20 protein-coding genes are annotated in these 14,800 nt (G+C 67.6%); 17 read left to right on the forward strand and 3 right to left on the reverse strand.

Going from position 1 to position 14,800, the window contains the following annotated elements; all coding sequences use genetic code 11:
- Window positions 1-33: 33 nt before the first annotated feature.
- The 7 genes from purM (at window position 34) to ACJ7C5_RS04800 (ending at window position 4,961) form a co-directional block, all read left to right on the forward strand.
- Window positions 34-1,092: a phosphoribosylformylglycinamidine cyclo-ligase gene (purM, locus tag ACJ7C5_RS04770; RefSeq protein WP_094002053.1), complete on the forward strand. Its 1,059-nt coding sequence runs from the start codon at window positions 34-36 to the stop codon at window positions 1,090-1,092.
- A gap of 23 nt (window positions 1,093-1,115) precedes the next feature.
- A complete protein-coding gene (locus ACJ7C5_RS04775) occupies window positions 1,116-1,604 on the forward strand; it encodes a hypothetical protein (protein WP_412703212.1) in 489 nt (162 codons plus the stop codon).
- Window positions 1,601-2,023 (forward strand): hypothetical protein, encoded by a 423-nt coding sequence (locus ACJ7C5_RS04780; RefSeq protein ID WP_412703213.1) that lies wholly within the window; start codon window positions 1,601-1,603, stop codon window positions 2,021-2,023. The genes ACJ7C5_RS04775 and ACJ7C5_RS04780 overlap by 4 nt, the downstream gene beginning before the upstream one ends.
- A 41-nt stretch (window positions 2,024-2,064) precedes the next feature.
- Window positions 2,065-2,727 carry a DUF2238 domain-containing protein gene (locus tag ACJ7C5_RS04785; RefSeq protein ID WP_412703214.1) on the forward strand — a complete coding sequence of 221 codons (663 nt, stop codon included), beginning with the start codon at window positions 2,065-2,067 and terminating at the stop codon, window positions 2,725-2,727.
- Window positions 2,724-3,383: a phosphoribosylglycinamide formyltransferase gene (gene purN, locus ACJ7C5_RS04790; RefSeq protein WP_049398165.1), complete on the forward strand. Its 660-nt coding sequence runs from the start codon at window positions 2,724-2,726 to the stop codon at window positions 3,381-3,383. Before ACJ7C5_RS04785 ends, purN begins: the two co-directional genes overlap by 4 nt.
- A 67-nt stretch (window positions 3,384-3,450) precedes the next feature.
- Window positions 3,451-4,275 (forward strand): DUF3108 domain-containing protein, encoded by an 825-nt coding sequence (locus ACJ7C5_RS04795; RefSeq protein ID WP_412703215.1) that lies wholly within the window; start codon window positions 3,451-3,453, stop codon window positions 4,273-4,275.
- Between the two features lie 2 nt (window positions 4,276-4,277).
- Window positions 4,278-4,961, forward strand: a complete 684-nt coding sequence (locus tag ACJ7C5_RS04800; RefSeq protein ID WP_049445829.1) for a DUF3108 domain-containing protein — start codon at window positions 4,278-4,280, stop codon at window positions 4,959-4,961.
- A 121-nt stretch (window positions 4,962-5,082) separates the two neighbouring features.
- Here the strand turns inward: ACJ7C5_RS04800 and ACJ7C5_RS04805 are convergent, their stop codons facing one another.
- From ACJ7C5_RS04805 to ACJ7C5_RS04815, 3 genes are read right to left on the reverse strand one after another with little or no spacing between them, the layout of a single operon-like run.
- Window positions 5,083-5,409, reverse strand: coding sequence for a hypothetical protein (locus ACJ7C5_RS04805; RefSeq protein WP_049459898.1), 327 nt, complete (start codon window positions 5,407-5,409; stop codon window positions 5,083-5,085).
- Entirely contained in the window at window positions 5,406-6,677 is a 1,272-nt protein-coding gene (gene murA / locus ACJ7C5_RS04810; protein WP_094002047.1) for a UDP-N-acetylglucosamine 1-carboxyvinyltransferase, read from the reverse strand. Before murA ends, ACJ7C5_RS04805 begins: the two co-directional genes overlap by 4 nt.
- A gap of 21 nt (window positions 6,678-6,698) precedes the next feature.
- Entirely contained in the window at window positions 6,699-6,929 is a 231-nt protein-coding gene (locus ACJ7C5_RS04815; RefSeq protein WP_005408396.1) for a BolA family protein, read from the reverse strand.
- Window positions 6,930-6,983: 54 nt separating this feature from the next.
- Here ACJ7C5_RS04815 and ACJ7C5_RS04820 point away from each other — a divergent pair, with 54 nt between their 5' ends.
- From ACJ7C5_RS04820 to rapZ, 10 genes are all read left to right on the forward strand, one after another.
- On the forward strand, window positions 6,984-7,985 hold the full coding sequence (locus ACJ7C5_RS04820; RefSeq protein ID WP_412703216.1) for a KpsF/GutQ family sugar-phosphate isomerase: 1,002 nt from the start codon (window positions 6,984-6,986) through the stop codon (window positions 7,983-7,985).
- Between the two features lie 66 nt (window positions 7,986-8,051).
- On the forward strand, window positions 8,052-8,600 hold the full coding sequence (locus tag ACJ7C5_RS04825) for a KdsC family phosphatase (RefSeq protein WP_094002045.1): 549 nt from the start codon (window positions 8,052-8,054) through the stop codon (window positions 8,598-8,600).
- Window positions 8,597-9,172 carry an LPS export ABC transporter periplasmic protein LptC gene (gene lptC, locus ACJ7C5_RS04830; RefSeq protein ID WP_412703217.1) on the forward strand — a complete coding sequence of 192 codons (576 nt, stop codon included), beginning with the start codon at window positions 8,597-8,599 and terminating at the stop codon, window positions 9,170-9,172. The genes ACJ7C5_RS04825 and lptC overlap by 4 nt, the downstream gene beginning before the upstream one ends.
- Before the next feature lie 104 nt (window positions 9,173-9,276).
- Window positions 9,277-9,828 carry a lipopolysaccharide transport periplasmic protein LptA gene (lptA, locus tag ACJ7C5_RS04835; RefSeq protein ID WP_088024891.1) on the forward strand — a complete coding sequence of 184 codons (552 nt, stop codon included), beginning with the start codon at window positions 9,277-9,279 and terminating at the stop codon, window positions 9,826-9,828.
- On the forward strand, window positions 9,828-10,547 hold the full coding sequence (gene lptB / locus ACJ7C5_RS04840; protein WP_010483646.1) for an LPS export ABC transporter ATP-binding protein: 720 nt from the start codon (window positions 9,828-9,830) through the stop codon (window positions 10,545-10,547). Before lptA ends, lptB begins: the two co-directional genes overlap by 1 nt.
- Before the next feature lie 39 nt (window positions 10,548-10,586).
- A complete protein-coding gene (locus ACJ7C5_RS04845; RefSeq protein WP_412703218.1) occupies window positions 10,587-12,011 on the forward strand; it encodes an RNA polymerase factor sigma-54 in 1,425 nt (474 codons plus the stop codon).
- 58 nt (window positions 12,012-12,069) lie between these two features.
- Window positions 12,070-12,387, forward strand: coding sequence for a ribosome hibernation-promoting factor, HPF/YfiA family (hpf, locus tag ACJ7C5_RS04850; protein ID WP_004147311.1), 318 nt, complete (start codon window positions 12,070-12,072; stop codon window positions 12,385-12,387).
- Window positions 12,388-12,408: 21 nt separating this feature from the next.
- The gene (locus ACJ7C5_RS04855; RefSeq protein WP_032130191.1) at window positions 12,409-12,861 is read left to right on the forward strand and encodes a PTS sugar transporter subunit IIA; all 453 of its coding nucleotides are present in this window, start codon (window positions 12,409-12,411) and stop codon (window positions 12,859-12,861) included.
- On the forward strand, window positions 12,858-13,808 hold the full coding sequence (hprK, locus tag ACJ7C5_RS04860; RefSeq protein WP_005408388.1) for an HPr(Ser) kinase/phosphatase: 951 nt from the start codon (window positions 12,858-12,860) through the stop codon (window positions 13,806-13,808). The genes ACJ7C5_RS04855 and hprK overlap by 4 nt, the downstream gene beginning before the upstream one ends.
- Before the next feature lie 27 nt (window positions 13,809-13,835).
- Complete coding sequence (gene rapZ, locus ACJ7C5_RS04865) at window positions 13,836-14,720, forward strand: RNase adapter RapZ (protein ID WP_412703219.1); 885 nt, start codon at window positions 13,836-13,838, stop codon at window positions 14,718-14,720.
- The last annotated feature ends 80 nt before the right edge of the window (window positions 14,721-14,800 follow it).

Below are 14,800 nucleotides of genomic sequence, written 5' to 3' on the forward strand. Positions count from 1 at the left end.
TCGCCCGTTCAACCCCTGCCAGCGCCGACGCCCGTGACCAACACCCCGTCTTCCGCCCCCTCCCCCCTCACCTACCGTGACGCGGGTGTCGACATCGACGCCGGCAACGAGCTGGTCGAGCGGATCAAGCCCCTGGTCAAGCGCAGCTTCCGCCCGGAAGTGATGGGCGGCCTGGGTGGCTTCGGCGCCCTGTTCGACCTGTCCAACAAGTACCGCGAGCCGGTGCTGGTGTCGGGTACCGACGGCGTGGGCACCAAGCTGAAGCTGGCCCACCAGCTGAACCGCCACGATACGATCGGCATCGATCTGGTCGCGATGTGCGTGAATGACGTGCTGGTGCAGGGCGCCGAACCGCTGTTCTTCCTGGACTACTTCGCCACCGGCAAGCTGGACATCGACACCGCTGCGGCGGTCGTGGGCGGCATCGCCAACGGCTGCACCGAGGCCGGCTGCGCGCTGATCGGCGGCGAAACCGCTGAAATGCCCGACATGTATGCCCCGGGCGAGTACGACCTGGCCGGCTTCACCGTCGCCGCGGTCGAGAAGAGCGAGCTGAAGGACGGCGCCAGCGTGGCTGCCGGCGACGTGCTGATCGGCATCGCCTCGTCCGGCCCGCACTCCAACGGCTACTCGCTGGTGCGCCGGATCTACGACCGCGCCGGCCGCCCGGCCGAGCTGGAGCTGGAAGGCGGCGTGAAGCTGGTCGATGCGCTGATGGCGCCGACCCGCCTGTACGTCAAGCCGATCCTGTCGCTGCTGAAGTCGCACGGTGAGGCCATCCACGGCATGGCCCACATCACCGGTGGCGGCCTGACCGAGAACATCATCCGCGTGGTGCCCGAAGGCCTCGGCCTGGACATCCAGGCCTCGTCCTGGACCCTGCCGCCGGTGTTCCAGTGGCTGCAGAAGGAAGGCGCGGTAGCCGACAGCGAGATGTGGCGCACCTTCAACTGCGGCATCGGCTTCGTGCTGATCGTGGCGCCGGACCAGGTGGCCGCGGTATCCGATGCGGTCAAGGCGCAGGGCCTGGAGCACTGGACCATCGGCCAGGTGGTCACCGCCGAAGGCGCCGAGCGCGTCCACATCGGCTGATCCCGGCAACCCAGGAGCCCCGCATGGATGCAACGCCCCCCTTGTCGCCCGCCCCCGTGCCGCCACCGCTGGCGACGGTACCGGCGTTCAGCGCGCAGGATGCCGACCACCTGCGCATGCTGGCCATCGCGCACTACGTGGTCGGCGCCCTGATCGCGCTGTTCTCGCTGATCTTCATCATCCACATCGTGCTGGGCATCACCGCGCTCACCGGCAACCTGCCGATGAATTCCGGCGGCCAGCCGTCGTCGCCGGCCGAGCAGCGCCTGTTCGGCTGGATGTTCACCATCGTCGGCTGCGTCATCGTGTTCGGTGGCGTGACCCTGGGCGCGTTCGTGGCCTACGCCGGCCGCTGCCTGAGCCGTCGCCGCCGCTACCTGCTGTGCCTGATCGTGGCCGGCCTGGCCTGCCTGTTCGCGCCGATCGGCACTGCGCTGGGGGTGTTCAGCCTGATCACCCTGGTGCGCCCGCAGGTCAAGGCCGCCTTCGACCTTCCCGCCGCGACCGCATGACCGCCTCCGGCAATCCGCCGCCGCTGCCGCATCAGACCCTGGCGCAGCTGCAGCTGACCAGCCATCTGCAGACGCTGAAAGTGCTGTTCTACGCGTTGGCCGGCTTCCATTGGGTCGCCACAGTGGCATTCCTCGGCCTCAGCGGCTGGGTGGCCCACTCACGCGGGCTGGACGATGCCTGGATGCTGACCACGGTCTATGCGTCGATCGCCGTGCTGGCGGCCGTGCTGGGGTTCGTGCAGCTGCACACCGCACGCCAGCTCTCACATCGCACCGGGCTGGCCTGGTGCCAGCGCGCGGCCTGGCTGGGCGTACTGGCCGGCCCGCTGGGCATGGCCTTGGCCGCCTACGCCTGGGTGTTCCTGTCCAAGCCTGAAATGGCCGCGCTGTTCGACCGCGGCGACCACCTCAGTGTCTGAACCTGCCGGCAGACGCCCCGTCCTTTCCTGATCGATTTCCCATGTCCGCGCCCGCCCTCCCGACGTCCGCTTCGCCCACCACCCACCGTTTCTCGGGCCCCAAGAAGCTGGCCTTTGCCGCCGTGCTGGCGGTGTTCGCAATCAGCTGGGTCCACCCGCTGTGGCCCACCGAACAGGCCCTGCACAGCACCCTGACCGTGATCGGGCTGGCCGCGCTGCTGTGGGTCGATCGTCGCGGCGGCTGGCTGGGCAACGGCGCCTTCATCGCCATCTGCGGCTTCATCGCCCTGCACTGCGTGGCCGCGCGCTGGCTGTATTCCAACGTGCCCTACGACGCCTGGGCGCAGACGCTGACCGGCTGGTCGCCGAATGCGGCCTTCGGCTGGCAGCGCAACCATTTCGACCGCCTCATCCACTTCCTGTTCGGTGTCTGCTTCACCCCCGCGCTGCTGCAGCTGGCCCGTCACGCGTGGCCGGCGCTGCGCCTGGGACAGGCCTTTACCCTGGCGGTGATGACGGTGATGTGTGCCAGCCTGGTGTACGAATGGTTCGAGTGGGCCATCGCGCTGGCGCTGTCGCCGGATGCTGCCGAGGCCTACAACGGGCAGCAGGGCGACATGTGGGACGCGCACGCCGACATGCTGATGGCCACCCTCGGCAGCCTGCTGATCTGGCCGCTGATCCGCCGGAGCGCCCAGCAGTGACCGCGACCACCCGCATTGCCGTGCTCGCCTCCGGTCGCGGCAGCAACCTGCAGGCCATCCTCGATGCCATTGCCGACGGCCGACTGCCCGCCGAGGTGGTCGGCGTGTTTTCCGACCGCCCCGCCGCAGAGGCCCTGCAGCGCGTCGCACCGAACCTGCGCTGGGCGCATGCACCGAAGTCCTTCAGCGACCGCGCCAGCTACGAGCAGGCGCTCGGCGATGCGCTGGCCGCAGTACAACCGGACTGGATCGTCTGCGCCGGCTACATGCGCATCCTCGGCGCGGCCTTCGTACAGCGCTTCAATGGCCGGCTGGTCAACATCCATCCATCGCTGCTGCCGCTGCACAAGGGCCTGGACACCCACGCCCGGGCGCTGCAGGCGGGCGACGCCGAGCACGGTGCCAGCGTGCATCTGGTCGTGCCCGAGCTGGATGCGGGCGCCGTGCTGGCGCAGGTGCGGGTGCCGGTGCTGCCCGGCGATGACGCCGACAGCCTGGCCGCGCGCGTGCTGGCGGTGGAGCATCCGCTGCTGATCGCCACCCTGCAGCTGTTGTGCGCCGGCCGCCTGGCTGAACGGGAGGGCCAGCCGCAACTGGACGGTCACCCCCTGTTTAGCCCGTTGGCCCTAGATTCCGCCGGGAACCTGAACCGGTAGTCCCCATGCACACGCCCCGCTGACTGCGGGGCTGGCATCCTGCCCCCTCCTGCGGTCCCTGTCCTCCATGAAGACCACGACCCTGCTGTCCACTCCATTGCTGTTGTCGCTTGCCGTGTTCCCCGGCGTGGGCTGGGGCCAGGCACAGGCGCCCGCCACCCCGCCGGCACCCGTGCCCGCAGCGCAGCCGCCAGCCGATGCGCCGGCCGTACCGATGCCACCGGCACTGGCCTGGGAGCCACCGCCGCTGCAACCGTTCAGCGCCACCTACCAGGCCTTCTACAAGGGCAAGGAAGCGGGCGATGCCAGCATGCAGGTCACCCACACAGGCGGCAGCCAGTGGCGGGTGGACATGCAGGTGGTCGGCCGCCGCGGCTTTGCCAGCGTGCTGGGCCTGAACATCGAACAGAGTACGGTGTTCGAGGAGCGCAGCGGCGTGTATGCGCCGCTCAGCCAGAGCACGGTGCGCAAGGGCCTGTTCCTGGGCAAGAAGGCGGTCGGCACCTACAACTGGCAGGCCGGCACCGCGCAATGGACCGGTGACGTCAAGAAGGAACGCGCACAGCCGATCCCGCTGCAGGCGGGCGACCAGAGCGCGCTGCTGATCAATCTGGCGATCATGCGCGATGCCCGTCCGGGCGCCACCATGCATTACCGCTACGTGGACATGGGCAAGGTCCGTGAACACGACTACCAGGCCGCGCCGCAGACCGAGAACGTCGAGGTCGGCGACCTGTCCTACAACGCGCTGCGGGTCTACCGGACCAACGGTGGCAGAAACGAAACCATTCTCTGGATCGCCAACGGTGTCCCCACCCCGGTGCGCATCCTGCAACGCGAAGACGGCGAAGATCGCGTCGATCTGCGCCTGATCGAATACCAAGGAGTCTGAGCATGAATACCCTGACCCGCCCCCTCACCTGGATCGCAGCCGCTGCCCTGACCGTGGCCAGCCTGCCGGCCATGGCGCTGGAACCGTTCAAGGCGGATTACCTGGCCAGCTACATGGGCATGCAGGCCAACGGCACCATGACCCTGGCCAGCGAAGGCAGCAACAAATGGCGCTACAGCCTGCAGGTGAAGAACCAGCTGGCCGACCTCAGCCAGAGTACCGTGTTCGAGGAGGTGCGTGGCCAACTGCGCCCGCTCAGCAGCCAGGACCGTTCGGCGCTGCTGGTGAAGAAGCGCAACGTGCAGGCCAACTACAACTGGACCAGCAACCAGGCCACCTGGACCGGTGACATCAAGCCGGATCGCGCTGGCCCGATTGCGCTGAAAGCCGGTGACATGGACGCGCTGCTGATCAATCTGGCGATCGCCCGTGACCTGGCCGCCGGCAAGCCGCTGACCTATCGCATGGTCGACGAAGGCCGCATCAAGAACATGACGTACCGTGTGATCGGCAAGGAATCGATCACCGTGGGCGGCAAGAGCTACGAGGCCACCAAGGTCTCGCGCGCCGACGGCAACAAGGAGCTGATCGCCTGGATCGTGCCGGAGTTCCCGGTGCCGGCGCGCATGCTGCAGCGTGAGAGCGGCCGCGATGCGCTGGACCTGACCATCAGGGCGATGAACTGACCAGCAATCCGGTAGTGCCGGCCGCTGGCCGGCATTTTCGCGATGCTCCACGAGGTTCATGGGGTTGCCGGCCAGCGGCCGGCACTACCGAAAAGAAACGCCCGCTTTCGCGGGCGTTTTCTTATTTCTTCGCTTCGGCCGGTTTCTCTTCGGCCGCCTTGAACTCGGTGCGGCAGTCCACACGGATCTGTTCACCGGTGCTGCGCCAGACGAAGGTGCGGCAATGACGGTTGCCGTCCTGGCTGTCGTTCACTGCAACCGCATAGAACGACTCGATGATTTCATCGCGCGAAACCGTGCCATCGCCGTTCCAGTCCATGTCCTTCTGCTCGATGCCCTGGGTGATGGCGATGTTGGCGTACCAGGCATAGCCCAGCCACGCCAGCACGATCAGCACCAGGGCCAGCAGCGCCTTGCGACGCGGGCTGAACTTGCCGCGCAGGATCATGGCACGCGCCGGATGGTGGCGCCGAGCGAAGACAGCTTCTCTTCGATGTTCTCGTAGCCACGATCAAGGTGGTAGATGCGGTCGATGGTGGTCTCGCCGCTGGCCATCAGGCCGGCCAGGATCAGCGAGGCCGAGGCGCGCAGGTCGGTGGCCATCACCGGTGCACCGCTCAGGTGTTCGCTGCCACGCACGATGGCGGTATGCCCTTCGACCTGGATGTCCGCGCCCAGGCGCAGCAGTTCGTTGACGTGCATGAAACGGTTCTCGAAGATCGTTTCGTTGATCACGCCCACGCCGTCGGCCACGCAGTTGAGCGCCATGAACTGCGCCTGCATGTCGGTCGGGAACGCCGGGTACGGCGCGGTGGTCAGGTTGACCGCCTTCGGCCGCTTGCCCTGCATGTCCAGGGTGATGGTGTCTTCGGTGGTCTCGATCGTCGCGCCGGCCTCGACCAGCTTGGACAGCACCGCGTCCATGGTGTTCGGGCGCGCACGATTGACCGTGACCTTGCCACCGGTCATCGCTGCGGCCACCAGGAAGGTGCCGGTCTCGATGCGGTCGGGCAGCACTTCGTGGCGGCCACCGGACAGGCGCTCGACGCCTTCGATCACCAGGCGGGCGGTGCCCAGGCCTTCGATCTTCGCGCCCAGCGCGATCAGGCAGTGCGCCAGATCGGTCACTTCCGGTTCCATCGCGCAGTTGTCGAGGATGGTGGTGCCTTCGGCCAGCACCGCGCCCATCAGCACGTTCTCGGTGCCGGTGACGCTGACCATGTCGAAGGTGAAGTGGCCCCCCTTCAGGCGCTTGGCGGTGGCCTTGATGAAGCCGTTCTCGACCACGATCTCGGCACCCAGGGCCTGCAGGCCCTTGATGTGCTGGTCGACCGGACGCGAACCGATCGCGCAGCCGCCCGGCAGCGATACTTCCGCCGCGCCGAAGCGGGCCAGCAGCGGGCCCAGCACCAGGATCGAGGCGCGCATGGTCTTGACCAGCTCGTACGGGGCCACGTGCTGGTTGACCGAACGCGGATCAACCACGATCGCACTGCCACGCGACAGCGTGCCCTGGTCGATGGTGACCTTGGCGCCCAGCTCGCCCAGCAGCTTCACCGTGGTGACCACGTCGTGCAGGTGCGGCACGTTGGTGATCTCCACCGGCGCATCGGCCAGCAGGGTCGCGCAGAGAATGGGGAGGACGGCGTTCTTGGCGCCGGAGATACTCACTTCACCGTGCAGCGCAGCGCCGCCGGTCACAACGATCTTGGCCATGTATTCGGGATCTTCTGCGGTTCAGCCGGCTTCGGCCGGGGTCACGGTTTTCAGCGCCAGCGCGTGGATCGCGCCGCCCATCAGGTCGCCCAGCGTGGCATACACCATGCGGTGGCGGGCCAGCGGCATCTTGCCGGCAAAGGCCTCGCAGACCACGGTCGCTTCGAAATGCACGCCATCGTCGCCCTGCACGTCGGCGCGGGCGCCGGGCAGGCCGGTTTCGATCAGATTGCGGATGGTGTCGGCGTCCAACGGGCTTTCCTAATAAAATGTACGTCCATTCTACTTCCGCTGCGTGGCGTCCGCATGGCCGAATCCCTGTTGCCCCCCCGTTCCGTCGACCCTGCCGGCCTGGTCGCCAGTGGCCGCCGCGTGTTCGAGATCGAACGGCAGGCGCTGGATGCCGTGGCCGACCGCCTCGGCGAGGCCTTCCAGCAGGCCTGCCAGGCGATTCTGGCCAGCCGCGGGCGCGTGGTCGCCACCGGCATGGGCAAGTCCGGCCACATCGCCCGCAAGATCGCCGCCACCCTGGCCTCCACGGGTACGCCGGCGTTCTACGTGCACCCTGGCGAGGCCGGTCATGGCGACCTCGGCATGATCACCGAGGACGACGTGGTACTGGCCCTGTCCTATTCGGGCGAGTCGGACGAGGTGCTGATGCTGCTGCCGGTGCTCAAGCGCCAGGGCAACGTGCTGATTTCCATGACCGGCCGCCCGCAGTCCAGCCTGGGCACCGCCGCTGACATCCATCTGGACGTCAGCGTACCGGCCGAGGCCTGCCCGCTGGCGCTGGCCCCGACCTCCAGCACCACCGCCTCGCTGGCGATGGGCGATGCGCTGGCGGTGGCCCTGCTCGACGCACGCGGCTTCACCGCCGACGATTTCGCCCGTTCACACCCGGCCGGCAGCCTCGGCCGCCGCCTGCTGCTGCACATCACCGACGTGATGCACACCGGCGACGACCTGCCCAGCGTCGGCGCCGACGCCAGCCTCAGCGAAGCGCTGATGGAAATGAGCCGCAAACGGCTGGGCATGACCGCCGTGGTCGATGCCGGCGGCGTGCTGATCGGCCTGTTCACCGACGGCGACCTGCGCCGTGCGCTGGACAGCGCGCTGGACGTGCGCACCGCCAAGATCGCAGATGTGATGACGCGCAACCCGCGCACCATCGGTGCCGACCAGCTGGCGGTCGAGGCGGCCCGGCTGATGGAGACCCACAAGATCACCGGCCTGATCGTGGTCGATGGCCAGGGCCGTGCGGTCGGCGCCCTGAACATTCATGACCTGTTGCGGGCCCGGGTGGTTTAACCGACAGTCCGTAGACCCCATTCAGTCTGTAACGCCGCACCTGCCCCCAACGAGCCTGCCGCCCTGATGCCCTGGTCCCCCCTGCCCGCCTTCCCCGCCCACCTGCATGCCGCCGCGGCCCGTATCCGCCTGGCCTGCTTCGACGTGGACGGCACCCTCACCGACGGTCGGCTGTACTACGACAAGGACGGCAACGAGAGCAAGGCGTACTTCGTGCAGGATGGCCTGGGCCTGAAACTGCTGCAGCAGCACGGTATCCACCCCGTGCTGATCACCGCGCGCAACAGCCAGTCCGCGCTCAAGCGCGGCGCCGACCTCGGCATCGATACCCAGATCGCCGTGGGCGACAAGCTGGCCAGCGTACAGGCGCTGTGCGCGCAGCATGGCATCGGCCTGGAACAGGTGGCCTTCATGGGCGATGACCTGCCCGACCTGGCGCCACTGGGCGCGGTCGGCCTGGCGGTGGCCCCGGCCAACGCCCATCCGTGGATCGCAGAACGCGTGCATTGGCAGACCCGCACCGATGGTGGGCGTGGCGCCGCGCGCGAGCTGTGCGACATCCTGCTGGCCGCGCAGGGGCATGTCGACGCCGTACTGGCGAGGTTCGGCGCATGAACCTGCCCACTCTCAACTGGCGCACCGTGCTCGGCATCGGCCTGCTGCTGGCCGCCCTGCTGAGCAGCTGGGCGGCGCTGCGCAACCGTGACAGGGGTCCGGCCAGTGGCGGCCAGGAAGTCGGCGTGGATTACATCCTGCATGACTTCCAGATCGTCGCCCTGGATGAGCATGGCAAGGAATCGACCACGCTGCGTGCGCCGCTGCTGGAGCGCCAGCGCGGTGACCAGACCATCAACATCGCCACGCCGCTGTTCGAGATGCCGGACAAGGATGGCAAACACTGGACCCTGCGTGCCGAGACCGGCTGGCTCAGCGCCAAGGGCGACGAGATGAAGCTGCGCGGCAATGTCGCCGGCGACAGCCCGGTCGGCCCCGGCACGGTGCCGACCACCTTCCGCACCGACCATCTGGACGTGTTCCCGAAGGAAAGCCGCGCCCGCACCGACGCCCTGGTAACCATGACCCGCCCAGGCATGGAACAGTCCGGCGTCGGCTTCGAAGTGGATTCGAAGAACAACACGTATCATTTCCTCAGCCAGTCCAAGGGCCGCTACACGCCCAAACGCTGATTCCGCCGCCAGCCTGCGACGTCTCCGGACAGGCGCAAGGCCGGCAGCCCCACCCGCCCGCCCCCGGTCCACCCGGGAGGCCCCCACCGGTAGAACGGACCCCGATGAAGATTCCCTTTGCCGCCGTACTCGCGCTTGGTCTTCTTGTCCCCAGCGCCGCCTTCGCCAAGTCCACCGACCGCAACGAAGACATGCACATCGATTCCGGCGCCCAGTCGGGCATGCTCACCGGCGACGGCAAGACCGTGCTGTCGCAGGGCGTGATCATCACCCAGGGCACGCTGGACCTGCGCTCGTCCGAGGCCGAGATCTACCTCAAGGACGGCGAAGCGGTGCGTGTGGTGTTCACCGGCAAGCAGGCCAAGATGAAGCAGCAGCTCGATGACGGCACCTGGATGGATGCCCTGGCCGACCGCATCGACTACGACATCAAGACCGAGATCATCACCCTGACCGGCAACTACAAGGTCACCAGCGCGCGCGGCACCAATGCCGGCCAGCGCATGGTCTACAACACCCGCACCGGCGAAATGAACTCCGGTGGCGACGGCAGCCGCGTGCGCACCGTCATCCCGCCGAAGAACAAGACCCCGGCCGCGCCGGCGGCACAGCCCAAGGCCGCCACGCCGGCACAGCCGGCCGGGAGCAGGAAGTAATGCTCGTCGCCAAGGGCCTGCGCAAGAAGTACAAGCAACGCGAAGTCGTCAAGGACTTCGGGCTGACCCTCGACGCCGGTGAAGTGGTCGGCCTGCTCGGCCCCAACGGCGCCGGCAAGACCACCTGCTTCTACATGATCGTCGGCCTGGTTGCAGCTGACGCCGGCAGCATCGTGCTCGATGGCAAGGACATCACCGGCGACCCGATGTATACCCGCGCCAAACAGGGCGTGGGCTATCTGCCGCAGGAACCGTCGGTGTTCCGCAAGCTGACCGTGGCCGACAACATCCGCCTGGTGCTGGAACTGCGCGAGGACCTTGATTCGAAGGGCCGCGAGCGCGAATTGAACAGCCTGCTCGACGAACTGCAGCTGGGCCACGTCGCCGACCAGCTCGGCGCCAGCCTGTCCGGTGGCGAACGTCGTCGCTGCGAGATCGCCCGTGCCCTGGCCGCGCAGCCACGCCTGATCCTGCTCGACGAACCGTTCGCCGGTGTCGACCCGATTTCGGTCGGCGAGATCCAGCGCATCGTCACCCATCTCAAGCAGCGTGGCATCGGCGTGCTGATCACCGACCACAACGTGCGTGAGACCTTGGGTATCTGCGACCGCGCGTATATCCTCGCCGAGGGCAGCGTGCTGGCCCAGGGTTCGCCGGAAGCGATCCTGGACAACGCCGATGTACGTCGCGTCTACCTCGGGGATTCCTTCAAGCTGTGAAGCAGTCGCCGGGTCCCTTTCCTTCCTTTCGGCACAGGCATGAAGACTCGGCTGCAGACATCGTTGGGACAGCAGCTGGTGCTCACGCCCCAGTTGCAGCAAGCGATCAAGCTGCTGCAGATGTCCACCACCGAGCTGGAGCTGGAAATCGCCCAGGCGGTGGAAAGCAATCCACTGCTGGACTGGGCCGACAGCAGTGACAGCAGCAGCGCCGCCAACGAAACCGGCGATGGCAACGACAGCGACGCCCCCGCAGAACGCACCGATGCCGGTGACGACTGGGCACCGGCCGAACTCGACTGGAGCGCGGCCGGCAGCGGCGGCAGCTTCGACGATGACGACGACAACGGCAGCGCTGCCGAGCGCGTAGCCGAAACCGAAACACTGGCCGACCATCTGCTGTGGCAGCTGCATCTGTCGCATCTGTCCTCGCGTGATCGCAGCATCGGTGCCGCACTGATCGATGCACTGGACGACGACGGTTACCTGCGCGAGCCGCTGGCCACCATCGCCGAAACCCTGCTGCCGGCCATCCATGCCGACCAGGACGAGATCCTCGCCGTGCTGCATCGCATCCAGCGTTTCGATCCGGTGGGTGTGGCTGCACGCACGCTGGGCGAATGCCTGCTGCTGCAGCTGGATGTGCTGGCCAGCGACACGCCCGGCCTGATCCTGGCGCGACAGATTGCCGCAGGCCCCTTGGAACGGTTGCCGCGCAGCGGCGTCGCCGGGCTTGCCCATGAGTTGAAGCAGCCGCTGGACGAGGTCGAGACTGCTGTCGCGCTGCTGCGCTCGCTGGACCCGCGCCCGGGCACGCAGATCGCGCCGCTGTCGCAGGACACCTATGTGGTGCCGGACGTGGTGGTGTGGCGGCAGAACGGCGTGTGGCGCGCTGCGCTGGCCGCGCATGCCGGGCCGAAGGTGGTGATCCACCGCGGCTACGAACAGCTGATCCGACGCTGTGGCGACGCCGATGCCGGCTACCTGCGTGCCCAGCTGCAGGAAGCACGCTGGCTGCTGAAAGGGCTGCAGCAGCGTGGCGAAACGCTGCTGCGCGTCGTGCGCAGCCTGATCCTGCAGCAGGCCGGCTTCCTCGAATTCGGCGAGCAGGCGCTGCGTCCACTGACCCTGCGCGAGGTCGCCGCCGAGCTCGGCCTGCACGAATCCACGGTCTCGCGCGCGATCGCCCGCAAGCACGTGCGTACCCCGCGAGGCACCCTGCCGCTGCGCGCCTTCTTCGCCTCGGGCATCGATACCGAGGGCGGTGGCGAGGCGTCCAGCACTGCCATCCAGGCGATGATCCGGCGCCTGATCGACGACGAGAACCCGCGCAAGCCGCTTTCTGACGCCAAGCTGGCTGACCTGCTCAAATCGTCGGGAATTCCAGTAGCGCGACGCACCGTGGCGAAGTATCGTGAAGCCATGAACATTTCCGCCTCGCACGAAAGGGTCAGAATCGCTTGACGCGCCGCCGCGCCCGGCGGAGAGGTTCATTGGCACATCCGAACACAGGAGAAACCCGATGCGCATCGAAACGTTTGGCAAAGATGTCGAAGTCACCCCGGCCCTGCAGTCCTATGTAGAGGAGAAGCTGGCCCGGATCGGAAAACACTTCGACCAGCACTGCGAAGCGCGGGTGACCCTCAAGCTGCAGAAGACCGAACACCACGTCGACGCCAGCCTCAACATTCCCGGCCAGACCCTGCACGCCGAGGCCAATGCCCAGACCATGTATGCCGCGATCGACCTGCTTGCGGACAAGCTTGACCGTCTGGTGATCAAGCACAAGGAGAAAAAACAGCAGCACGCACCGCTGCCGGTGGGCGACAATGGTGGCTGATCGCCACCGTTCCCCGCAGACATGCCCCTGACTGACCTCCTGGCGGCCGTGCAGACCCAGCTCTGCACGGCTACCGACCGCGACAGCGTCCTGCAGGCCGCCGCCGGGTTGCTGGCCTGCCGCCAGGCCAACGCCGAACAGATCTATCTGAACCTGTGCCAGCGCGAAGCGCTGGGCAGCACCGCGATTGGTCACGGCATCGCCATTCCCCACGGCCGCGCGCCAACCCTGGACCGCCCCCGCGGCGCCCTGCTGCGGTTGGCCACCCCGGTCGATTTCGGTGGCGACGAGCCGGTGGACCTGGTGTTCGCCATGGCCGTCCCCGCCCACTACACCCACCAGCACCTGATGCTGCTGTCCGAGCTGGCCGAGCTGTTCTCGGCGCCGGACATCCGCCAGGCCCTGCGCGAAGCGGGCGATGCCCGGGCGCTGCGCGAGGCGCTGGACATGACCCCACCTGCGAGTGCCGCATGAATACCAGCATCACCGCCCGTGAACTGTTCGAACAGCAGCGCGAGCGGCTGGGGCTGCGCTGGGCTGCCGGCAAGTCCGGCGAGAAGCGCGAGCTGGAGGCCGGCAACACGGTCTCGCGGCGCCCCTCGCTGGCCGGCTACCTCAACGCCATCTATCCCAACAAGGTGCAGATCCTGGGCACCGAGGAACTGTCCTGGCTGGATGCACTGGAACCGCGCCAGCGCTGGGAAACCATCGAAAAGATCATGCAGTCGCACCCGCTGGCGCTGGTGCTGACCCGCAACCAGGCCTGCCCGGAAGACCTGCGCGCGGCGGCTGACGAATCCGGCACGCCGCTGTGGCTGTCGCCCAAGCGCGGCCACGAACTGCTCAACCACCTGTCCTACCACCTGGCGCGCACGCTGGCGCCGCGGGTGATCCTGCATGGCGTGTTCATGGAGATCTACTCCATCGGCGTGCTGATCACCGGCGAGGCCGGGTCAGGCAAGAGCGAGCTGGCGCTGGAACTGCTCAGCCGCGGCCATCGCCTGGTGGCCGACGATGCCCCCGAATTCACCCAGATCGCCCCCGACGTGCTCGACGGCACCTGCCCCGAACTGTTGCAGGACCTGCTGGAAGTGCGCGGCCTGGGCGTGCTGAACGTGCGCGAGATGTTTGGCGACACGGCTGTAAAGAAGAACAAGTACCTTCGGCTGATCGTCCACCTGACCAAGCCGATGACCGAACCCACCCCGCATGGCTACGAGCGCCTGACCGGCGACTCGGGCACCCGCCATGTGCTGGACCTGGATGTTCCGCTGATCACCCTGCCGGTGATGCCTGGCCGCAACCTGGCCGTGCTGACCGAAGCCGCCACGCGCCTGCATATCCTGCGCACCAAGGGGATCGACCCGGCGGCGATGTTCATCGCCCGCCACAGCAATCTGCTGGAACGGCGAACGCCCTGACTTCCCTGCCCTTCGAAGAGCCTGTCCATGAGCACCGCAACCCCCTCCGCCCCGACCCTGATCATCGTCAGCGGCCTGTCCGGCTCGGGTAAATCCGTCGCCCTGAAGACCTTCGAGGATCAGGACTACTACTGCTCGGACAACCTGCCGATCCACCTGCTGCCCGACTTCGTGCGCAGCCTGCTGGCCAACCACGACGGCAGCGCACCGCGCCGGCTGGCGGTAGGCATCGACGTGCGTGGCCAGTCCGACCTGAGCCAGCTGGGCAACTGGCGGCAGCTGGCCACCGATGCCGGCGTGGAAGTGAAGGTGCTGTTCTTCGAAGCCAGCGACGAAGCGGTGCTCAAGCGCTATGCCGACACCCGCCGTCGCCACCCGTTGAGCCAGCTGGGCCTGTCACTGCCCGAAGCGATCGCCCGCGAGCGCGAGCTGACCGCGCCGCTGCGCCGAGAGGCCGATGCGGTCATCGATACCAGCAACCTCAACGTGCATCAACTGCGGCGGCGGATCATCACCGAGTTCGCGATGGACCATGCCACCGGCCTGTCGCTGCTGTTCGAATCCTTCGCCTACAAGCGCGGTGTGCCGGCCGAGGCGGACTTCGTGTTCGACGCCCGCGTGCTGCCCAATCCGCACTGGGACCCGGACCTGCGCGCGCTGAGTGGCCGCGAACCGGGCGTGCGTGATTACCTGGAAGCGCAGCCGGACGTGCAGCGCTACCTGACCCAGCTGATGGATTTCCTCGATACCTGGCTGCCGAAACTGGGCGACGGCACCCGCAGCTACGTGACCGTGGCATTCGGCTGCACCGGCGGCAAGCATCGCTCGGTGTTCCTGGCCGAGCGCATGGCCCGGCATGCCCGCGAGATGGGCTGGGAAGACGTGGCCACGTACCACCGCGAACAGGATTGAGGGGGCGGCCGGGCTGCGCCCGGCACCCGCTGGTAGTGCCGGCCGCTGGCCGGCAACAGCAACAGCAAAAGCGGCTTCCG

The sequence above is a fragment of the Nocardiopsis yanglingensis genome, from assembly GCF_045809185.1.
Lineage (GTDB): Bacteria > Pseudomonadota > Gammaproteobacteria > Xanthomonadales > Xanthomonadaceae > Stenotrophomonas > Stenotrophomonas yanglingensis.

Bases quoted from the DNA above. Each gene is read 5' to 3' on its own strand.
- ACJ7C5_RS04775 (WP_412703212.1), top strand. From the start codon at position 1,116: ATGGATGCAACGCCCCCCTTGTCGCCCGCCCCCGTGCCGCCACCGCTG.
- ACJ7C5_RS04780 (WP_412703213.1), top strand. From the start codon at position 1,601: ATGACCGCCTCCGGCAATCCGCCGCCGCTGCCGCATCAGACCCTGGCG.
- ACJ7C5_RS04825 (WP_094002045.1), top strand. From the start codon at position 8,052: ATGCCCTGGTCCCCCCTGCCCGCCTTCCCCGCCCACCTGCATGCCGCC.
- lptB (WP_010483646.1), top strand. From the start codon at position 9,828: ATGCTCGTCGCCAAGGGCCTGCGCAAGAAGTACAAGCAACGCGAAGTC.
- ACJ7C5_RS04805 (WP_049459898.1), bottom strand. From the start codon at position 5,409: ATGATCCTGCGCGGCAAGTTCAGCCCGCGTCGCAAGGCGCTGCTGGCC.
- hprK (WP_005408388.1), top strand. From the start codon at position 12,858: ATGAATACCAGCATCACCGCCCGTGAACTGTTCGAACAGCAGCGCGAG.
- ACJ7C5_RS04800 (WP_049445829.1), top strand. From the start codon at position 4,278: ATGAATACCCTGACCCGCCCCCTCACCTGGATCGCAGCCGCTGCCCTG.
- lptC (WP_412703217.1), top strand. From the start codon at position 8,597: ATGAACCTGCCCACTCTCAACTGGCGCACCGTGCTCGGCATCGGCCTG.
- hpf (WP_004147311.1), top strand. From the start codon at position 12,070: ATGCGCATCGAAACGTTTGGCAAAGATGTCGAAGTCACCCCGGCCCTG.
- ACJ7C5_RS04785 (WP_412703214.1), top strand. From the start codon at position 2,065: ATGTCCGCGCCCGCCCTCCCGACGTCCGCTTCGCCCACCACCCACCGT.
- ACJ7C5_RS04795 (WP_412703215.1), top strand. From the start codon at position 3,451: ATGAAGACCACGACCCTGCTGTCCACTCCATTGCTGTTGTCGCTTGCC.
- ACJ7C5_RS04855 (WP_032130191.1), top strand. From the start codon at position 12,409: ATGCCCCTGACTGACCTCCTGGCGGCCGTGCAGACCCAGCTCTGCACG.
- murA (WP_094002047.1), bottom strand. From the start codon at position 6,677: ATGGCCAAGATCGTTGTGACCGGCGGCGCTGCGCTGCACGGTGAAGTG.
- ACJ7C5_RS04845 (WP_412703218.1), top strand. From the start codon at position 10,587: ATGAAGACTCGGCTGCAGACATCGTTGGGACAGCAGCTGGTGCTCACG.
- rapZ (WP_412703219.1), top strand. From the start codon at position 13,836: ATGAGCACCGCAACCCCCTCCGCCCCGACCCTGATCATCGTCAGCGGC.
- ACJ7C5_RS04820 (WP_412703216.1), top strand. From the start codon at position 6,984: ATGGCCGAATCCCTGTTGCCCCCCCGTTCCGTCGACCCTGCCGGCCTG.
- lptA (WP_088024891.1), top strand. From the start codon at position 9,277: ATGAAGATTCCCTTTGCCGCCGTACTCGCGCTTGGTCTTCTTGTCCCC.